Genomic DNA, 18,449 nt, shown 5'->3' with positions numbered 1-18,449 from the left:
AAGAGACTGTCAAAATTACTGGACAGTCTCTTTTTTATTTACCCTACAAAAGATTCCTTCCTCACCTGTTCCTCTTGCCTCACAGGCGGAAAAGAAATCTTCACCTCAGTCCCTTTCCCAAGTTCACTCGAGTACACGACCTTTCCGTTCATTGTATCGATAATCCTCATTGAAACAGTGGTACCAAGACCTGTCCCCTTATCTTTTGTTGTATAAAATAAGGTTCCGATGCGTGACACTTGCTCTTTGCTCATCCCTTTACCTGTATCTTTGATGAGGATTTGGATGCCTGAAGTGTTGGAAAAAAGCTTAATGTATACTCGGCCATCTTGAGGAGTTGCTTCAATGGCGTTTTTTAAAATGTTAACAAGAGCTTGTTTAAATTGATTTTTATCCGTTTCCATAAAAACATTCTTCTCAAGGAAACTTTCAAGATGAATGCCTTCCTTTACTGCTAATGGATGTAAAAGCATTCTCACATCATTCAATAATTCACCGAGATCCACTTTTTCAATTTTTTTGAACTCGGGTTTTGCGAAATTGAGATAATCATTAATGATGGACTCTGCTCTTGCCAGTTCACTTAAAATGAGCCCAATATATTGATAATTCTTCCCCTTGTCTTCCCTGTGCATGAGCTGAAGAAACCCTTTTACAACCGTTAACGGGTTTCTTACTTCATGAGCAATAGACGCTGCAAGTTCACCTAATGTATTTAGCTTTTCCGCACGCCTGATTTCCTGTTTCATCAATTCTCGTTCAAGGACCGCTTCATGTAAAGTCGAGGCGAAACCGACACCTACTACTTGAATCAATCCAAACAGCAAGATGTATAATAGTAGATTTGGTCCTTCATTTGCAGCTGTGGAACTGACGAGATAAGCGATTAAGATTGCCAGCATGACAAAGTTTGGCCATAAGCCTACAAGCACAGCAAAGCCAATCCTCTTTTTCTTTGTTTGAATTTTGTTAAACCGCCTTAGCATTAAGAACGGAATGGCTGCTGCAACGAGTCCACTTATGTAGCCAAATGCCAAAGCATCGCCACCAAGATAGGTTCTTGTTCCAAGAATGGCAGCGAGCACAATTAACCCGGCCTTTGGTCCGCCATAAAGGATGGCAAGTACTAAAGGTATGTATCGCAAGTCCCAATATAGACCATAATCATAGAATGCAAACAGTAAACAAAGACTCGCAGAAAGCCCCTGCAGGATTCCAATAAAATATGGTGATTGACCAAACCTCTTATTTTCGGAAACAACATAATAAATCAGCACCGGTGCTAAAATAATCAATACATGTAAAAGTAGTTTTTCCGCCAACATACAAGCCCGCCCCTAACCGTACCTTCTAAATTCTATCGTATAGTTATGTTTCGACAACATTAGAGAAAACCCTTGTACATTCCGTCAAAAAATGTATCCATTCTACTACTTTTCATCTATTCAAACCTTTTTTTCAACATTTCAAGCTAAAAACTTCTTCCATCAATGGTTTAATAGTAAAATTATCCTATCTATTAAAAGGGGTGATCTATTTGCACTGTACGGATTGTGGGGTACCTGACAATATAAGCCGCTCAGGGATACTTTATATAAAAAGAGAGCAAATGCAAGAGGAACTTAATTATCAATCACTTGAAGAATTAGAGCAGCTCCTTCAAAAGAAAATACTTAACTATAATGATCGCTCAGAAGTTTTGGTGAAAACATCATCCCAATTAGGCTTTTATGAACCAAATCAATTGTTGGACTTGGTGAAAAATCATTATCTATTAGAATTGATATCATCCAATTCTTTCACCACCCATTTTCAACCAATCATAAATTTGCAGAAAAACAATGAAATTTTCGCCTATGAGTGTTTGTTACGCCCTCACTGGAAGGGGCAGTCTGTTCCACCTTTTAAACTATTTGAATTCGCCCGTGAAACGAATTTACATAACTATTTAGATCAGAAGGCTCGGGAAAGCTCTATTGTTTCCGGCAGCAGGCAACATGTTCCTTCTCATGTAAAGCTATTTATCAATTTTTTGCCATCATCCATTTACAACCCTGAGTATTGTCTGCAGCATACATTTAAAATTGTTCGTGAAAATGACATCTTACCCGATCAGCTCGTTTTTGAAGTGGTAGAATCAGAAAAAATTCACGATATCGATCACCTTGAATCTATTTTCAAAACATACAAGAAATCGGGTATGCAAGTGGCACTTGATGATGTCGGAGCAGGTTATTCCACCTTAGAAGTCCTCGAAAAACTGCAACCCGACTTTGTCAAAATAGATCGTGACTATATATCTCATTGTGACACCACATTAGAAAAGCAACTTTTCTTAAAAAGTGTCATAAATGTCGCCACCAAGCTAAACATAAAAGTGCTTGCAGAAGGAATAGAACGAATAGAAGAACTTCAATTTTGCCGAGACATCGGAATACATTATGGACAAGGCTACTTTATAGGAAAACCGAGTCCGGAAATTATGGTACCGGTCATGTCAGTCTAGGCATTACAAAAAGCCCTCACCACTACAAATTAGTGCTGAGGGCTTTTTGATGTCATCTATCAGGATGCTTTTTCGTCATCCTTTTTATACTCTTCTGTCCAGAACTCCGCATTTTTAATACCTAATTTCTCAGGATTAAATGTAGGATCTAGACCTTGCTTTCTTTGCTCATCATAGTCTTTTAACACTGCCAGTGCAGGTTTCGCCAATAAGAGCAATGCGATAAGGTTGAGCCAAACCATTAAACCAAGCCCAATATCTCCTAAATTCCATGCTACTTGTGTGGTTCTGACAACCCCAAAGTAAGTTGCACCTAAAAGAACGACCTTCAAGATGAACATCGGAATCTTATTGCTTCGTCCACGCATCAAGTAGGCTACGTTTGTTTCCGCAATATAGTAATAAGCCATGATTGTTGTAAAAGCGAAGAATAATAAAGCAATCCCTACAAAACCTGCACCAAAGCCAGGTAAGACTGACTCAACAGCAGCCTGTGTATATTCAGCCCCTGCTTCTACCCCTGCACCAAGGTTATTGACAAGGAACTGTCCCTCGTTCGCTGGATCTACCACATTAAAGGATCCTGTGAATAGAATCATGAATGCAGTGGCAGAGCAAACAAGAAGCGTATCAATATAGATAGAGAATGCTTGAACTAACCCTTGCTTTGCAGGATGCGAAACCTCAGCAGCCGCTGCTGCGTGTGGCCCAGTACCTTGACCCGCTTCATTGGAAAAGATACCACGTTTAACTCCCCATGCAATAGCTGCTCCAATAATTCCACCAAACGCAGAATCAAAGCCAAAAGCACTTGAGAAAATTAACCCGAATACTGCCGGTAACTCTGTTATATTCATAGCAATGATTCCTAGAGCTACTAACATATATGCTACTGCCATGAAAGGAACGACAAGTTGAGCAACAGATGCAATACGTTTAACTCCACCAAAAATGATTAATCCGATGACAATAACTAACGTAATAGCAATTACTTGTTTATTAATTCCAAAAGCATTATTTAATCCTGTCCCAATAGCATTAGCCTGCAAACCTGGCATTAATAGACTCATCGCTAACAGGGCAGCAGATGCGAAGACAATTCCATACCATCTCCAGCCAATACCTTTTTCTATGTAATAAGCCGGACCCCCGCGATATTCTCCATCTTGCTTTGATTTGTATACCTGGGCCAGCGCTGATTCAACAAATGCACTCGCCGCTCCTATAAATGCGATCGTCCACATCCAAAAAACTGCTCCGGGGCCCCCCATCGCAATAGCAGTTGCTGTACCAGCGATATTACCGGTTCCTACACGTCCTGATAATGAAATGGATAATGCCTGAAAGGAAGAAACCCCTGCTTTAGACGCTTTACCGGTGAATATTTGCTTCACCATATCCCCAAATAATCTTACTTGTACAAACTTTGTCAAAATGGTAAATAACAATCCGACTCCCAAACAGAAAACAATCATAGGTGTGCTCCAAAGAAGACTGACTATAAACCCAATCGGATCTTGCATAAATGCATCCAAATTGTAATCCCCCCTTTAACTTATTTGTAATATTTAGAATTTTCATTCTGTCTTGCATTATAAATCATATTCGGGAAATAGACAATACATGTCTTCTTCATCATGCGCGCAAATATGACACGAACCTTTATATAGCGACGTATTTCCCGGGAAAAATGAAATGATTTTTTTATAAAATGTAGAATTAATGCAAAAAAGCACCTGTGCATTCATGATCGCTTTTCATGAACGTACAGGTGCTTAAAATAATCCGTTATTACCCTACTTCTTTCTTCAACTGACTCGTAAACAATTCATAGTAGAAGCCTTGTTCTGTCAGCAATTCATTATGGGACCCTTTTTCGATAACTTCTCCTTCTTTCAGGACAAGAATCTGATCGGCATTTTGAATGGTATTCAATCGGTGGGCGATAACAAAGCTGGTTCTTCCCTCCATCAATCGTTGGAGCGCTTCTTGAATTTTCATCTCAGTGATGGTATCAATACTACTTGTTGCTTCATCAAGAACCAAGATGGTAGGGTTTGCTAAGACCGCGCGTGCAATGGACAGTAACTGTTTCTGACCTTGACTGATTCCGCTTCCGTCCTGCTTCAGCTTGAAATCATAGCCACCCGGTAATTTTCTAATAAAGGAATGTGCATTTGCCATCTTTGCCGCTTCCTCCACTTCCGCGTCCGTAGCATCCAGCCTTCCGTATCGGATATTCTCTCGAACCGTTCCTTCAAAAAGAAACGAATCCTGTAAAACAAAGGCCATATGTTTTCGTAAATTCGAACGTTTAATCTGATTGACGGGGTGGCCATCTAATAGAATACTGCCACTATCAAGGTCATAAAAACGCGAAATCAGGTTGATGACCGTTGTCTTACCTGCACCAGTTGGACCTACAAACGCAACGGTTTCTCCAGCGTCAACATGGAAGCTGATGTTCCGAATGGTCGTGTCATCGTCTTCATAAGAGAAGGAAGCATCCCTAAATTCCACTTCTCCTCTTACCGTTTTCAGTTCTATTGCTTCGGTCTCATCACTTTCTTCCTCTTCTTCATCAAGGACATCAAACACACGCTCTGCACCAGCTACAGCTGACAGCAATGTATTAAACTGGTTGGCAAGATCGTTTAACGGGCGGGTGAATTGTCTGGAGTACTCCGCGAAAATAACGATAATTCCAATGGTAATTCCCGATTGCGTGTTCAATGCCAAAATCCCGCCGACACCTGCGATGATAGCAAAACTTAAGTTATTCAACATATTCATAAGCTTTGGAATGAACCCTGAATATGTTTGCGCCCAGTATGCGGACTTCTTCAGTTTTAAGCTCTTTTCGGTAAACTCCTCCATCACCTTGTCTTCTTGGGAGAATGTTTTTACGATTCTTTGACCTGAGATGGTTTCTTCAATATACCCATTCAACTCACCCAAGTTCTTTTGGGTTTGCTTAAACAATGGACCTGTCCGGTTGGTGATCCATCTTAATCCAAAGAACATGACCGGTACGATGATTAGCGTAATGCCTGTCAGCAAAGGACTTAGATAAAGCATGACAGATACAGTTCCGACCAGGGTCAAGATACTGGAGAAGATCTGAATGACGGAACTGTTTAACGTTGAACTGACATTCTCCATATCATTAGTCACACGGCTCATTAGTTCACCATGCTGCCTTTTATCAAAATAAGGGATTGGCAATTTGTGTAAATGCTCAAACAGCTGCGTCCTCATCTTCAGGACGGTATTTTGTGCTATTCCCACCATCCAGTAGTTCTGTAACCACATGGAAAGCGAGTAGAAAATATAAATGAATACGAGCCCTATTAAAACATTTAATAGTCCCGAAGTATTTTGCTCCACGACATAGTTATCAATGGCCATCCCGACAATAAAAGGTCCCAAAAGCCCTAAGGCTGAGCTAACCACGACCATAAGCATGACGAGCATTAACAAACCTTTATTTTCACCAAGGTATCTCCAAACTCGTTTAATCGTCCCTTTCCAGTCCTTGGCTTTCGGCTTGGGACTCGCTTTACTTGCGACGGCGGCACTGCTACTTATACGCTTGGACATGCTCTGCCACCTCCGTTCCAAATTGCGATTGATAGATTTTCTGGTAAAGTTCCGAGGTTGCCAGCAGCTTCTCATGGCTTCCCTCTTCTAGTAGCCTTCCGTCTTCAATCAGTAAGATTTTATCTGCTTCCATGGCCGTACTAACCTTCTGGGTCACAATGAACATGGTGCATTGGTATTTTTTAATGGCCGCGAGCAGCTTTGCTTCTGTTTTTAGATCAAGTGCGCTTGTACTGTCATCCAGCATGAGAATCTTCGGTTTCCTTACAAGAGCGCGGGCAATGGAAAGGCGTTGTTTTTGCCCTCCGGAAAGGTTGACGCCTTTTTGGCCAAGAACTGTCTCGTATTTTTTCGGCAAACGATCGATTGTTTCATGAATTTGTGCATCCTTCGCAACTTGAATGATTTCTTCTAAGGTTGCATCCTCTTTTCCCCAGGCGATATTTTCTTTTACCGTTCCTGAAAAGAGAAGCGCTTCCTGTGGCACATAACCTATTTGTTTTCTTAGCTTTTTCAGAGACAAGTCAGTGAGATCTTTTCCGTCTACCCGGATGACTCCCTTATCAACATCGTAAAGCCTAGGAATCAATTGGAATAAGGATGATTTCCCAGCACCGGTCGCTCCCATAATGGCAACGGTTGAACCTGCTTCGGCACGAAAGCTGATCTCCTCAAGAACCGGGATGTCTGTGTTTGGATAACGGAAAGATACCCGGTCAAATTCAATTCCTCCTTGAAGGAACGTCGCTTCTTTATCCACATCCACCTTATCCACTAAATCAATTTCTTCGTCCAGAACATCCGTTATCCGGTGAGCAGAAGCTTTTGCACGCGCAAATGCCATGATGATAAAAGAAAAGATAGATAGTGCGCCTGTGATTCTGGTCGCATAGTTGACGATTGCGACCACTTCCCCGACCTGTGCTCCGCCATTTGACACACCGATCGTACCAAACCAAAGGACAGCTAGAATACTTCCATTCATGATTAAAAGGAGGATTGGCATGGTGACCTCCATTAGCCGAAGTGCTGCAACCGTCTGATCCTTCAGCTCCTCGCTTGCATGTCCGAACCGTTTGATTTCATGCTTTTTACGTAGAAAAGCTTTAATTAAGCGAATGCCCCCAAGATTTTCCCGCATAACATTATTCACACCATCCAGTTTTTCCTGAACAGCTTTGAAAAGCGCCCCACCCTTTTTCATCACCCATACAAGGAAAAGAAAAAGGACCGGTACTCCAATAACAAGAAATAGAGCAAGCTGCCAATTGACAATCAACGCCATGATCACGCCACCTAATACAAGAAGCGGTGCGCGGAGCATGATTCGTAAACTCATAAAGACAGTATTTTGTATTTGTGTGACATCATTGGTCATTCTTGTGATGAGAGAAGAAGTCGGAAACAGGCTGAAATTCGCAAATGAAAACGACTGTATTTTTCCGAATAACCCTCTTCTAATATCGAATCCAAAACTTTGGCTGACATGAGCAGCAAAAAAGGAGTTGGTAACCCCTGCTGCAAATGCGATAAAGGAGAATAGCACCATGATGCCTCCCCATTTCAGTACCGCATCCAAGTCGCCTGTCAAAATTCCCTCATCGATTATTTTGGCCATCAGCAATGGATGCAAAAGCTCCACGACAAGTTCTGTCAGCATAAGGAGTAAGGCAATTGCGACGGCAAGTTTATACGGTTTTAAGTATGAAAAAATTCTCCCCATAATACGTGATCCTCCAAACCTTTCACTATGTTTAGTCTGCGTTGAAACGAGTAAATCTATTTTGAACGCAAATGATATTTCGTTTTGCGAAACGAATATCTTGAAATTTATATATTATCTTATTATCATACCTTTATTACTATGTTTTTTAAATAGTTTGAATTATTATTATTGGTAGGATGTTGAAAAAAGTTTGTTGTTTTAACTTCTGTAGATTTCCGTTCCAGGTGTTCGCTTATCCAGAGGACGATGCTTGAGCCTCCTCGGCTTTGCCTGCGGGGTCTCAACCAACCGTTACTCCCCCGCTGGAGTCTCACACCTTGCACTACAATCTACAGGGGATACTATTTATCAAAGTAATAGCATTTATCTAAAATTATAAAGGAGGTTTTTTTGATGAACCACCCGAAACTCTCTGGGCTTGTGGATGATTGGTTGCCGGATGCGACCATTGAGGAACTGCAAGCGGCGATGGAAACTGGCAAAGTTACTTCAAAAGAATTAGTTCTCATGTATCTTCACCGCATTAGTAAGTATGATAAAAACGGACCAAAGCTGAATGCAGTTCTTGAGGTTAATCCTGATGCAGTATTTATAGCCGAAGCGCTTGATTTGGAAAGAGAACAGTCCGGTGCACGCGGGCCCCTTCATGGCATTCCTATACTTTTAAAAGATAATATCGATACAGGCGATATGATGCATACAAGCGCCGGTTCTCTTGCTTTGGAACATCACGTAGCTGCAGAAGATTCCGCCGTCGCAAGCCAATTAAGAAAAGCAGGCGCAGTCATCCTTGGGAAAACCAACATGACGGAATGGGCTAATTTCATGACGGAAAAGATGCCCAACGGTTACAGCTCCAGAGGTGGACAAGTCCTTAATCCTTATGGTCCCGGCCAATTTGATGTTGGTGGATCAAGCAGTGGTTCCGGCGCAGCGGTCGCAGCAGGCCTAGCAGCTGCAGCCATTGGTACGGAGACTTCCGGTTCCATTTTAAGTCCTGCAAGTTCCAATTCCATTGTCGGCATCAAGCCAACTGTTGGTCTTATCAGTCGCAGGGGCATCATTCCCATTTCCTTTAGCCAGGATACTGCGGGGCCCATGACGAAAACAGTCAAAGATGCGGCCATCCTTCTGAGTGCCTTGACTCAAGTAGATGAAAAAGATTCTGCCACCAAGACAAACCCGAATCCAGGTATATCCTACACTTCCTTCCTATTAAAAGAAGGACTTAACGGAATGCGGATTGGAGTGGCTCGTGACCCTTATTTCACTTATTTTTCTGACGGGGAAGCCCTCCTTATGGAAGAAGCTATCGCCAGCCTCAGAGAACAGGGAGCAGAAGTAATCGGATCCATCGACATTCCTTTTGTAAAAGAAGAATGGGATTATCATACGCTGTTTTATGAATTCAAACCAAGTTTGAACGCCTACTTACGGAATACCGGTTCCTCTGTACAGATTAAGAGCTTGCAAGATTTAATTGCTTTTAACAAAAAGGATTCTTCCACTATGCTCAAGCATAATCAGACAGTCCTTGAAGAAAGCGAAAAACACAGCGGAACACTCACCGAAGAAGAGTATCTATCAAGTCGTGAAAAAGATCTCTATCGTTCTAGAGAAGGCGGGTTAGATGCCGTCATGGAAAAACACAATCTTGATGCCATCCTGACACCTAACAACTTTGGTGCCGGCATCCCAGCCAAAGCAGGTTATCCATCCATCACCGTTCCCGCGGGCTATACGGAACATGGTAAACCAGTTGGGGTGACATTTACCGCCAGGGCCTTTGAAGAAAGCACCCTTATCCAGATCGCCTATGGATATGAACAAGCAATAAAGCTTCGGAAAGCACCAACACTTCAAAATACGGGGGTAAAATCATGACAACAGCAACCATCACTTCTTATTTATCAGAGCATCGGGAAAGGCATTTAGGAGAATTAATAGACTTATTGGCTGTTCCAAGTGTGAGCGCCCTCCCGGCACATAATGCAGATACGTTACGGGCAGCGGAATGGATGTCAGAGTCTTTGCGAAAGCTTGGCATGGAAAATGTGTCGCTTCACCCGACAAAAGGGCATCCCATTGTCTATGGTGATTGGCTCCACGCCGGTGAGGACAAGCCCACCGTTTTGATTTATGGACATTATGATGTTCAGCCAGTTGATCCTCTTCATTTATGGGATACCCCGCCTTTTGAACCGGCAATCCGTGATGAGCGCATTTACGCACGCGGTGCCAGCGATGACAAAGGGCAGACCTTTATGCACATCAAAGCGTTAGAGGCGTTTCTTGCGACGACTGGAACATTGCCTTTTAACTTTAAATTCTGTATTGAAGGCGAGGAAGAAGTAGGCAGTCCTAATTTACCAGCATTTATCGAGCAAAATAAAGAAATGCTTGCTGCTGATGTGGTGGTTGTGTCAGACACCTCGATGATTGAAGAAGACAAACCGACCATTTGCTATGGCCTGCGCGGAATGTGCGGTTTTCAGCTGGATGTTAAAGGCCCAAAACGGGACCTTCACTCCGGACTTTATGGTGGTGCTGTGGCAAATCCGATTCATGCAGTGGTGGAATTGCTAGGTTCTTTCCACGATGGTAATGGCGTGGTGACAGTGGATGGGTTCTATGACAAGGTTGTCCCTTTGACTGTGGAAGAGAAAGCAGCTTTTGAAGCGATTGGTTTTGATGAAAAAGTGGTTAAAGAGGAAGTGGGTGTTCAAGAGTTTTATGGAGAGAAAGGATATAGTTTTTATGAGCGTACATGGGTTCGTCCGACACTTGAAATAAATGGCGTGTACGGCGGATTTCAAGGAGATGGGATCAAAACGGTCCTTCCATCTGAAGCACATGCGAAAATCACCTGCCGTCTTGTACCAGATCAGGACCCAGATGAAATTCTGGCCTTATTGCAGGAGCATGTTACGATGCATAAGCCTGTTGGCGTAGAAGTAACTGTTTCCCTTTTTGACAAAGGAGCACCGTTTGTGACTCCATTCAATCACCCTGCTATCCAAGCAGCAAGTCGTGCTTTTGAGAAGGTATGGGAAGTACCGACCACCTTTACCCGCGGCGGAGGTTCCTTGCCGATCGTTTCGACACTGGATGAAGTCCTGCAAGCTCCTATCGTATTGATGGGCTTTGGCTTGCCTTCTGACAATGTGCATGCACCGAATGAAAATTTCAAATTGAAGAATTTTGATAAAGGTCTTTTGACGCTTTGTGCGTATTGGGAGGAGTTAGCGGCGGCGTTGGTTGTGGAGTGATGGAGTTAGCGGGTTGGGGGGCGGCGAATTACTTCCGCTTCCCACTCGCATCCACCTTCCACTTATCCACAACATGCTTGCCTTCCACCAACATGTACTCATCAAACATATTGGCCACTGTACATGCATGATTGGGAATGATGCGCACTTTATCATTCAATCGCAGGCCGCAGCTACCTTCAAAGACTGCCACTCCATGCTCCTCGGACAGCCTCTCAATTATCAGTTCAGGATGATCCACCACATAGCCGTACCCCTTCACAGAGTCCAAGCCATGTGCACCTTTATCCAAACACAATGTTTTACTTCCTGTATCCAGAACAATTCTCCCCTCATACACACCCACAACAGATGCCAACACAGTTAACGCACAATCTTTCCTGTCTGCAACACCAAGTCCCACTTGAATGCTGTCAAAAAAGACCGCGTTGCCGGGACGTACTTCTGTAATTCCATCCACTCGTCCGGAAATGCGATAAGTAGGAGTTGAGCCAACGCTTCTTACCAGGATCGGGATGCCCTCCTTTTCACATGCTTCAGCACTTTTGACCACCGCATCTGCTTCAGCCAGAGCTATGCGCTCAAGCTCCTCTTTCCCATTAGCACCATAGGAGTGACCTGCATGGGTGAAGATTCCCCTAATGTTAAGCCGGGATAACAGGATGATGCCTTTTGCTAGATCTACCGCACCCGCTCCAGGCTCCACCCCACATCGGTTCAGACCAGAATTCACTTTAATCCAGACTTCCAACGTGTGTCTTGTTTTTTCCAATGCTTTTTGAAGCAGCTTCACTTGTTCCAAGTTGTCTACTGTTACTTTCAAATCCACCCCTTGATTCAAAAGAGCAATGATCCGCTCTACTTTTGCCGGGCTTGAAACAGGATATGCCACTAAAATATCCTTGATTCCTGCAGCAGCCATCACTTCTGCCTCTTCCAATTTGGCAGTGGTGATGCCTATTGCACCGTGCTCTAGCTGAAGTTTGGCAATCTCGACGGATTTATGCGTTTTGATATGCGGACGCAAATTCACATTATTCTTTTTGGCAAAATCACTCATTTTACGAATGTTCTCCAGTAAAATCCGTTTATCCAATAATAAGGTTGGTGTATCAAGGTCCTTCCATTCCTGCTTCATTTTTTCTCCCTCCAGACCATCTTTCCCTCACTATACCACGCCTAGGGAGCCGTTCAAAATTTGATGAAGCCCGATAGTAAATCAGACAATCTCATATGCATACATTGAAAGAAGTAATCTGGGCAAAGGGTGAGAAGCATGGGAATAATCAACGGAAAACAGTATCTCGACCGGATCGACTCGCTTCATGCAAATGTTTGGTATAACGGACAGCAGGTCAAAGGGAATATCTCGGAGCACCCGGCTTTCTCAGGTGTGATGAGAAGTCAAGCTGCGCTATTTGATATGCAACACGACGAAAAGCACAAAGATATCATGACTTTCACATCTGAAACGACTGGAAATTTGGTAGGAACTTCTTATCTTCGGCCGACAACGAAAGAAGGTTTGGAGAAAAGAAGAAAGATGGTTCAGGTTTGGGCAAAATCGACGTTTGGAATGATGGGGCGCTCCCCTGATTATAAAAACTCTACCTTGATGGCACTTGCCTCCTCTGCAGATCTACTAGAGGAACAAGGCCCACAGTTTCCACAGAACCTTAAAAATTTTTACGAGTATGCCAGGGAAAAGGACCTTTCTTTTACTCATACATTTATTTCTCCACAAGTAAATCGCTCGTCTTTTCATTACGAGGACGATGAGAATATTGTGGCGGCACGAATGGTAGATAAGACTTCAGACGGAATCATCATAAAAGGTGCACGGCTATTAGCTACACAAGGCGGGATTACCGATGAGATCATCATCTCATCTTCTGGACTGAAAATGTTTGAAGAGCCATTCGCCTACGCCTTCAGTATCCCAAGTAATACAGAAGGATTGAAATTCATCTGCCGGGAATCGTTTTCCTATGATTCTTCCTCTTTTAACCATCCGCTTGGTTCAAGGTTTGAAGAAATGGACGCGATTGTAGTGCTCGATAACGTTTTGGTGCCATGGGAAAGAGTATTTGTTGCGGAAAATATCGATGTCGCCAACAAATTGTATTCCATTAGTAACTTCAAACCGCTTGTCACCCACCAGGTGGTGTCGAGACAGGTCATGAAAGCTGAATTCATTTTAGGAATTGCACAACTTTTGGTCAATACTATCGCGATTGGTGAATATGGGCATGTAAAAGAAAAAATCAGCGAGATCATCATCGCTGTTGAGAATCATAAAGCCTTGCTTCTCGCTTCCGAAATGAACGCCAAACCGGATAAGCACGGGACAATGGTTCCAGATGTTACGCCACTTTCTGTTGCAATCGTGCAATTTCCGAAAGTATATCCAAGATTCATCGAGATTTTGCAATTACTTGGCGCCAGCGGTCTGGTTTCTATACCAACGGAGGCTGACCTGGAATCACCAATTCGAGCAGATATTGACCAATATCTACAGTCAGCAACCACTGATGCTAAAAGCCGCATCCAGTTGTTCCGCTTAGCATGGGATGTCAGCATGAGTGCATTCGGATCCCGCCAAACCTTGTACGAACGCTTTTTCTTCGGCTGTCCGACGCGCTTGGCGATGGGACTTTACCATGAATACAACAGAAAAGAACTGGTAGACGACGTTGCGCGGGAGTTAGGGTTTTTAGAATAAGAGGAAGGTAGCCGAAAAATTACGGCTACCCTCTTTTTTTATTTTCTAACTATTCTATAATTTAAGTATTAGTAGATGACAAGAGAAAGAGGGGACATTCATTTATGGCCGAGATTACCATTCCTTCACAAAAAAACCCACGAAAGAAAAGAAAAGTTTGGATAGCCCTTGGCACGATTGCCGGTACGCTTGGCACGTTAGGCCTAATTTTCACTTTATTCCCCATTAACAAACAAGCAACAAAACCTTTTTTTGAAAATGGAGGAAGCCCGCTCGTCATTGCCCACCAAGGCGGAGAGCATCTCGCACCTTCTAATACAATGACAGCTTTTGAGCAAGCCGTGGAAATGGGAGTGGATGTGCTGGAAACAGATATACATATTACAAAAGACGGGCACCTCGTTGCCATCCATGACCCGACTGTTGATCGAACGACAAACGGGCAAGGTGCCGTTGCAGACCTGACCCTAGAGGAAATTAAAGAGTTGGATGCAGGCTTTCATTTCGTTGATTTAGACGGCAATAACAGTTTCCGCGGCAAGGGAGTTACCATTCCTACTGTAGAAGAAATGTTTCAAGCCTTTCCTAATACAAGGATTGAGATTGAAATTAAAGACACCAATCCACCCGATAAGTATGAAGAGATAGCAAGAAAGCTATGGGAATTGACCAAGGAGTATAACCGGGAGGATACCCTGCTTGTTGCTTCTTTTGACCAGGAAATTCTCGAGACATTTAATAGTTTCACTGAAGGCAGGGTCGCGCTTGTGGGTGGCAGACAGGAGATCACTAGATTCGTCCTCCTTCACAAACTGTTTGTCCGCAACCTCTACAAGCCGGAAGTAGATGCCTTTCAGGTACCCCTTCAGGAAAGCATTTTCGATTTGACCAATGAACGACTGATTCGAGATGCGCAAAGAAGCGGCGTACAGATGCATTACTGGACCATTGATGATAAGGAAACGATGCGCTATCTGTTAGAAAGAGGGGCAGACGGAATCCTTACAAACCGTCCTGATCTATTGCTTGAAGTGAGAGAAGAAATGGGGTACTAGGAATGAGGGAGCTTGGTTATGTTATAATAAAATACTAGTATAAATAGAAACGTGAGGCTTTAAAAAATGAACGGACAAAAACGATCTGATATCACTATCGGTCAATCAGTAAAGATTGTACTCAAACAAGACCAGCGCACAGGCAAACTAACAAGCGGGACCGTCAAAGACATCCTAACCAAATCCCCCAACCACCCCCACGGCATCAAAGTCCGCCTCCAAGACGGACAAGTCGGCAGGGTCAAAGAAATCGAAAAAGCGTAACCTCCATTGACTGGTGGTTACGCTTTTTCTTTAGTGCTTTAACGGAGTGAGGGTCAGACCCCTCTTTATCTCTTTACCCCTTTAACGCACAGCGGGTCAGACCCCTTTTCTTTAAGCCCCTTCCCTCATCTCTTCAAGCACTGCTCGTTTTCTCTTTTTGCCTTCGATCCAGGCGAAGAGCATGGCGAGGAGCATGAAGGTACTGGAGATTTGGAAGAGGGCGGCGGTTGGGACAAATTGTGCAAGGAGTCCAAAGATGATTCCGCTTAGTCCAATCCCCAGGTCGATGGAGGAGAAAAACATGCCGTTTGCCACTCCACGGCGGTTTTCAGGGGTCATGGATAAGGTCCATGACTGCAAGGTCGGAATCAAGGAACCGAAACCTACTCCAAACAACGCACCAGCTATCACGATAAACAGGTTTGAGTGCGCAAAGGAAAGCACCCACATGCCGACAAAGGACAAGAACATACACATTAAAACCAAGCCCCGAGGTCCATGATTATCAAACCATTTCCCGGCAACTGGACGAGATAATGACGCCATGATCGCATTTACAAGATAAAAAAGAAAGATCTGATCAATCCCGCGTTCTTCACCAAATATTACGATAAACGTGACAATCGATCCGTAACCAAACGTAGCAATCAAAGTGATAAATGCGGGATACCAACTGCTCTTTTCTACAAGCGAACCGAAATAGGAAAACTTAAGGTCTTCCTTTTTTGTCTTTTCCACTATTGCAGGCGTCTGATAATGAACCACACCTAACAGCACAAGCGCAATAACTCCAAGAACTGCACTTACCATGATTAGATTAGAAAACTCTGTTACCTGATAAAGATAGATTCCCAAGCTTGGAGCGATAATCATACCAATTGTAATCGATAATCCGTAATACCCCATCCCTTCACCTAGACGGGAACGTGGAATAACATCTACCGCTGCGGTCCCATTTACCGTGGTGGACCAGCCCCATGCAAGACCATGGATAAGGCGGAACAATAGGAATACCAGCACGATCTGGGACAATGGATAGATAATCGTCACAGCAAGCAACGCAACCGCTCCGATCAACACAAGCGGTTTACGCGCCCGGTACTCCAGCATAAAACCAATAAACGGCCTGCTTAACACAGCACCGATGGAAAATAAGGCTGTAACTAATCCAATCTCAAAGCCCGTTGCTCCCAACGACTTAACATATGGAGGCAACGTCGGAATCAACATCTGAAAAGACATAAACACAAACAAGTTTCCTACCATCAACATAATGAATGATTTTGTCCATAACGGTTCTTTTTTCTGAATCGGTACCATTCTTACACTCTCCCACTATAAAAAGACGCCCTTCCCTAAAATAAATAAGAAAATGAATCTCCACGACCGAAGATCCATTTTCCTAAAAGGCTGCGTCTGCTACATATATATTTCGTCTATCTAAATATTAACACAGAAGACGTATAAAAGAAATGTAAAGAACTTCCTGATCCCTAAAATTAAAACCTGTCTATTTCATAAATTTCCTTAGCATTTTTATGCTTTTATCGGAATACGGCGGGTAAAGAAAACTTAAATTGAACTTAGTACTCTTTTTCATCACACTTTTCTTATGGGAAAAAGTATCAAAGCTGTCTTTCCCATGATAGGAACCGATGCCCGATGTCCCTACGCCACCAAATGGCAAGTATGGATTGGTCAAATGTGTGACCGTATCATTCACACAACCTCCGCCAAAAGAAGTGCTTCCGATAACCTCTTCCTCCACCTCATTGTCTTCTGTAAACACATATAATGCCAGAGGCTTTGGATAGTTATTAACCTGTATTATTGCATCCTTTAAGTCGTTAAACGAAAGAACAGGTAAAATGGGGCCAAATATCTCTTCTTGCATCACGTTATCTTCCCAAGTTACACCATCCATCACAGTCGGTTCCATATAAAGCGATTCCCGATCGATGCGTCCTCCTACTACCACTTTTTCCATATCCAATAATGATACAAGGCGGTCAAATTGACGCTCATTCACCACACGTCCAAAATCATTGCTTTCTTGTGGATTGTCTCCGTAAAAATCATGTATTGTTTTTTTCAATGCATTTACCAGTTTCTCTCGAACATCTTCATGAACAAGAATGTAATCAGGCGCCACACACGTTTGGCCCGCATTCATGAATTTCCCCCAAGCGATTCGTTGCGCTGCTACCTCTATATTGGCATCCTTATGGACGATACAAGGGCTTTTCCCTCCAAGCTCGAGTGTTACCGGCACAAGTCGCTTCGCTGCAGCCTGCATCACAATTTTTCCTACCTCTACGCTTCCCGTAAAAAAGATATAATCGAATGGCGCATGTATAAGGGCGGATGTTTCCTCTTTCGCTCCCTCCACCACACTGATGTACTCTTCATTAAAAAATTCTCGTATCATTTTTGTAAGTACACCAGATACAGTCGGTGTGAATTCCGAAGGCTTGATTACAGCGCAGTTTCCAGCAGAAATCGCACCAATCAGAGGCTCTAATACTAACTGAGCGGGGTAATTGAAAGGCCCGACAATCAATACTGTTCCATAGGGCTGAGAATAGACCAGGCTTTTGGAACCAGTATGCACGAGCGGTGTTTTCACCTTTTTCACTTTAGCCCAGCTTTTTAAATTTTTCATGAAAAAGCCGATGCTATCAAGGATATACCCAACTTCAGAACCGTATGCTTCGAATATTGATTTTCCGAGGTCCTTTTTCAAAGCATCCATCAGTTCTGCTTCGTATTTCTGAACTGCCTTCTTCAAGGTCGCCAGCTGCTCCAAGCGGAAATCAATATCCTTCGTTTCCCCTTTTTCAAAATAACTTCTATGATTTGCAAGTAATGTTTCGACCTTTTCGTTTATGTCAGTCGTTGAAATCGTCATACAAGATTCCTCCTGTTTTCGCATTTTCAGATTATGTTATTACTATTGTCTTACAAATAGAATGAATTAGACAAGTTTTTACCTGTTATTATGTTTAAAAGTTTAAACATTTAATAATAAACAGTCAAGTAAAATAGAAAAAGCACCCTAACCAGGTGCTTTTTCCACTCAATCCTCATCCTTAATATCAATATCCTCAGGAATCGGTTCGCTTCTTACTTCTTCAATCAACTCTTTATACTTTTCCAGCTGTTTCATATGCGTCGTAAATTGTTCTTTGTTAATCATATAGTCGGTTCCATCATACAATGCTCGAATTTTCTTTTCTTGTATCAGGGTTTTCACATATGATTCTGAACAGGATAAATACTCGGCTGTCTCTTTAACGGATAGGTACAT

14 protein-coding genes are annotated in these 18,449 nt (G+C 42.9%); 6 read left to right on the top strand and 8 right to left on the bottom strand.

Annotated features, from left to right (window positions below):
* Positions 1–38: 38 nt before the first annotated feature.
* The gene (locus tag K7887_RS03940; RefSeq protein ID WP_223492287.1) at positions 39–1,325 is read right to left on the bottom strand and encodes an ATP-binding protein; all 1,287 of its coding nucleotides are present in this window, start codon (positions 1,323–1,325) and stop codon (positions 39–41) included.
* 212 nt (positions 1,326–1,537) lie between these two features.
* Here K7887_RS03940 and K7887_RS03935 point away from each other — a divergent pair, with 212 nt between their 5' ends.
* Positions 1,538–2,506 carry an EAL domain-containing protein gene (locus K7887_RS03935; RefSeq protein ID WP_223492286.1) on the top strand — a complete coding sequence of 323 codons (969 nt, stop codon included), beginning with the start codon at positions 1,538–1,540 and terminating at the stop codon, positions 2,504–2,506.
* A 59-nt stretch (positions 2,507–2,565) separates the two neighbouring features.
* On the opposite strand, the gene K7887_RS03930 is transcribed toward K7887_RS03935, so the two are convergent.
* The 3 genes from K7887_RS03930 to K7887_RS03920 all read right to left on the bottom strand — a co-directional run bounded on the left by K7887_RS03930 (position 2,566) and on the right by K7887_RS03920 (position 7,829).
* Positions 2,566–4,029, bottom strand: a complete 1,464-nt coding sequence (locus tag K7887_RS03930; protein WP_223493576.1) for an alanine/glycine:cation symporter family protein — start codon at positions 4,027–4,029, stop codon at positions 2,566–2,568.
* Between the two features lie 268 nt (positions 4,030–4,297).
* The gene (locus K7887_RS03925) at positions 4,298–6,106 is read right to left on the bottom strand and encodes an ABC transporter ATP-binding protein (RefSeq protein ID WP_223492285.1); all 1,809 of its coding nucleotides are present in this window, start codon (positions 6,104–6,106) and stop codon (positions 4,298–4,300) included.
* Complete coding sequence (locus K7887_RS03920) at positions 6,087–7,829, bottom strand: ABC transporter ATP-binding protein (RefSeq protein ID WP_223492284.1); 1,743 nt, start codon at positions 7,827–7,829, stop codon at positions 6,087–6,089. The genes K7887_RS03925 and K7887_RS03920 overlap by 20 nt, the downstream gene beginning before the upstream one ends.
* A 396-nt stretch (positions 7,830–8,225) precedes the next feature.
* Between K7887_RS03920 and K7887_RS03915 the strand changes: the two genes are divergently transcribed.
* Entirely contained in the window at positions 8,226–9,716 is a 1,491-nt protein-coding gene (locus K7887_RS03915; protein ID WP_223492283.1) for an amidase family protein, read from the top strand.
* Entirely contained in the window at positions 9,713–11,101 is a 1,389-nt protein-coding gene (locus K7887_RS03910; RefSeq protein ID WP_223492282.1) for a dipeptidase, read from the top strand. The genes K7887_RS03915 and K7887_RS03910 overlap by 4 nt, the downstream gene beginning before the upstream one ends.
* 28 nt (positions 11,102–11,129) lie before the next feature.
* Here K7887_RS03910 and K7887_RS03905 read toward each other — a convergent pair whose 3' ends face one another.
* Positions 11,130–12,239: a D-TA family PLP-dependent enzyme gene (locus K7887_RS03905; RefSeq protein ID WP_223492281.1), complete on the bottom strand. Its 1,110-nt coding sequence runs from the start codon at positions 12,237–12,239 to the stop codon at positions 11,130–11,132.
* 138 nt (positions 12,240–12,377) lie between these two features.
* Between K7887_RS03905 and hpaB the strand changes: the two genes are divergently transcribed.
* From hpaB to K7887_RS03890, 3 genes are all read left to right on the top strand, one after another.
* Complete coding sequence (hpaB, locus tag K7887_RS03900) at positions 12,378–13,823, top strand: 4-hydroxyphenylacetate 3-monooxygenase, oxygenase component (protein ID WP_223492280.1); 1,446 nt, start codon at positions 12,378–12,380, stop codon at positions 13,821–13,823.
* Between the two features lie 104 nt (positions 13,824–13,927).
* Positions 13,928–14,878 carry a glycerophosphodiester phosphodiesterase family protein gene (locus K7887_RS03895; protein WP_223492279.1) on the top strand — a complete coding sequence of 317 codons (951 nt, stop codon included), beginning with the start codon at positions 13,928–13,930 and terminating at the stop codon, positions 14,876–14,878.
* Between the two features lie 66 nt (positions 14,879–14,944).
* A complete protein-coding gene (locus tag K7887_RS03890; protein WP_223492278.1) occupies positions 14,945–15,142 on the top strand; it encodes a YwbE family protein in 198 nt (65 codons plus the stop codon).
* Positions 15,143–15,253: 111 nt separating this feature from the next.
* Here K7887_RS03890 and K7887_RS03885 read toward each other — a convergent pair whose 3' ends face one another.
* From K7887_RS03885 to K7887_RS03875, 3 genes are all read right to left on the bottom strand, one after another.
* Positions 15,254–16,462 (bottom strand): MFS transporter, encoded by a 1,209-nt coding sequence (locus K7887_RS03885; protein WP_223492277.1) that lies wholly within the window; start codon positions 16,460–16,462, stop codon positions 15,254–15,256.
* Between the two features lie 190 nt (positions 16,463–16,652).
* On the bottom strand, positions 16,653–18,029 hold the full coding sequence (locus K7887_RS03880) for an aldehyde dehydrogenase (protein ID WP_223493575.1): 1,377 nt from the start codon (positions 18,027–18,029) through the stop codon (positions 16,653–16,655).
* 189 nt (positions 18,030–18,218) lie between these two features.
* Positions 18,219–18,449 (bottom strand): excisionase family DNA-binding protein, encoded by a 231-nt coding sequence (locus K7887_RS03875; protein ID WP_223492276.1) that lies wholly within the window; start codon positions 18,447–18,449, stop codon positions 18,219–18,221.

It is taken from the genome of Sutcliffiella horikoshii, from assembly GCF_019931755.1.
Classification (GTDB): Bacteria; Bacillota; Bacilli; order Bacillales; family Bacillaceae_I; genus Sutcliffiella_A; species Sutcliffiella_A horikoshii_E.
The sequence above is the reverse complement of the archived record's forward strand: the minus strand, read 5'-3'. Positions and strand labels throughout refer to the sequence as shown.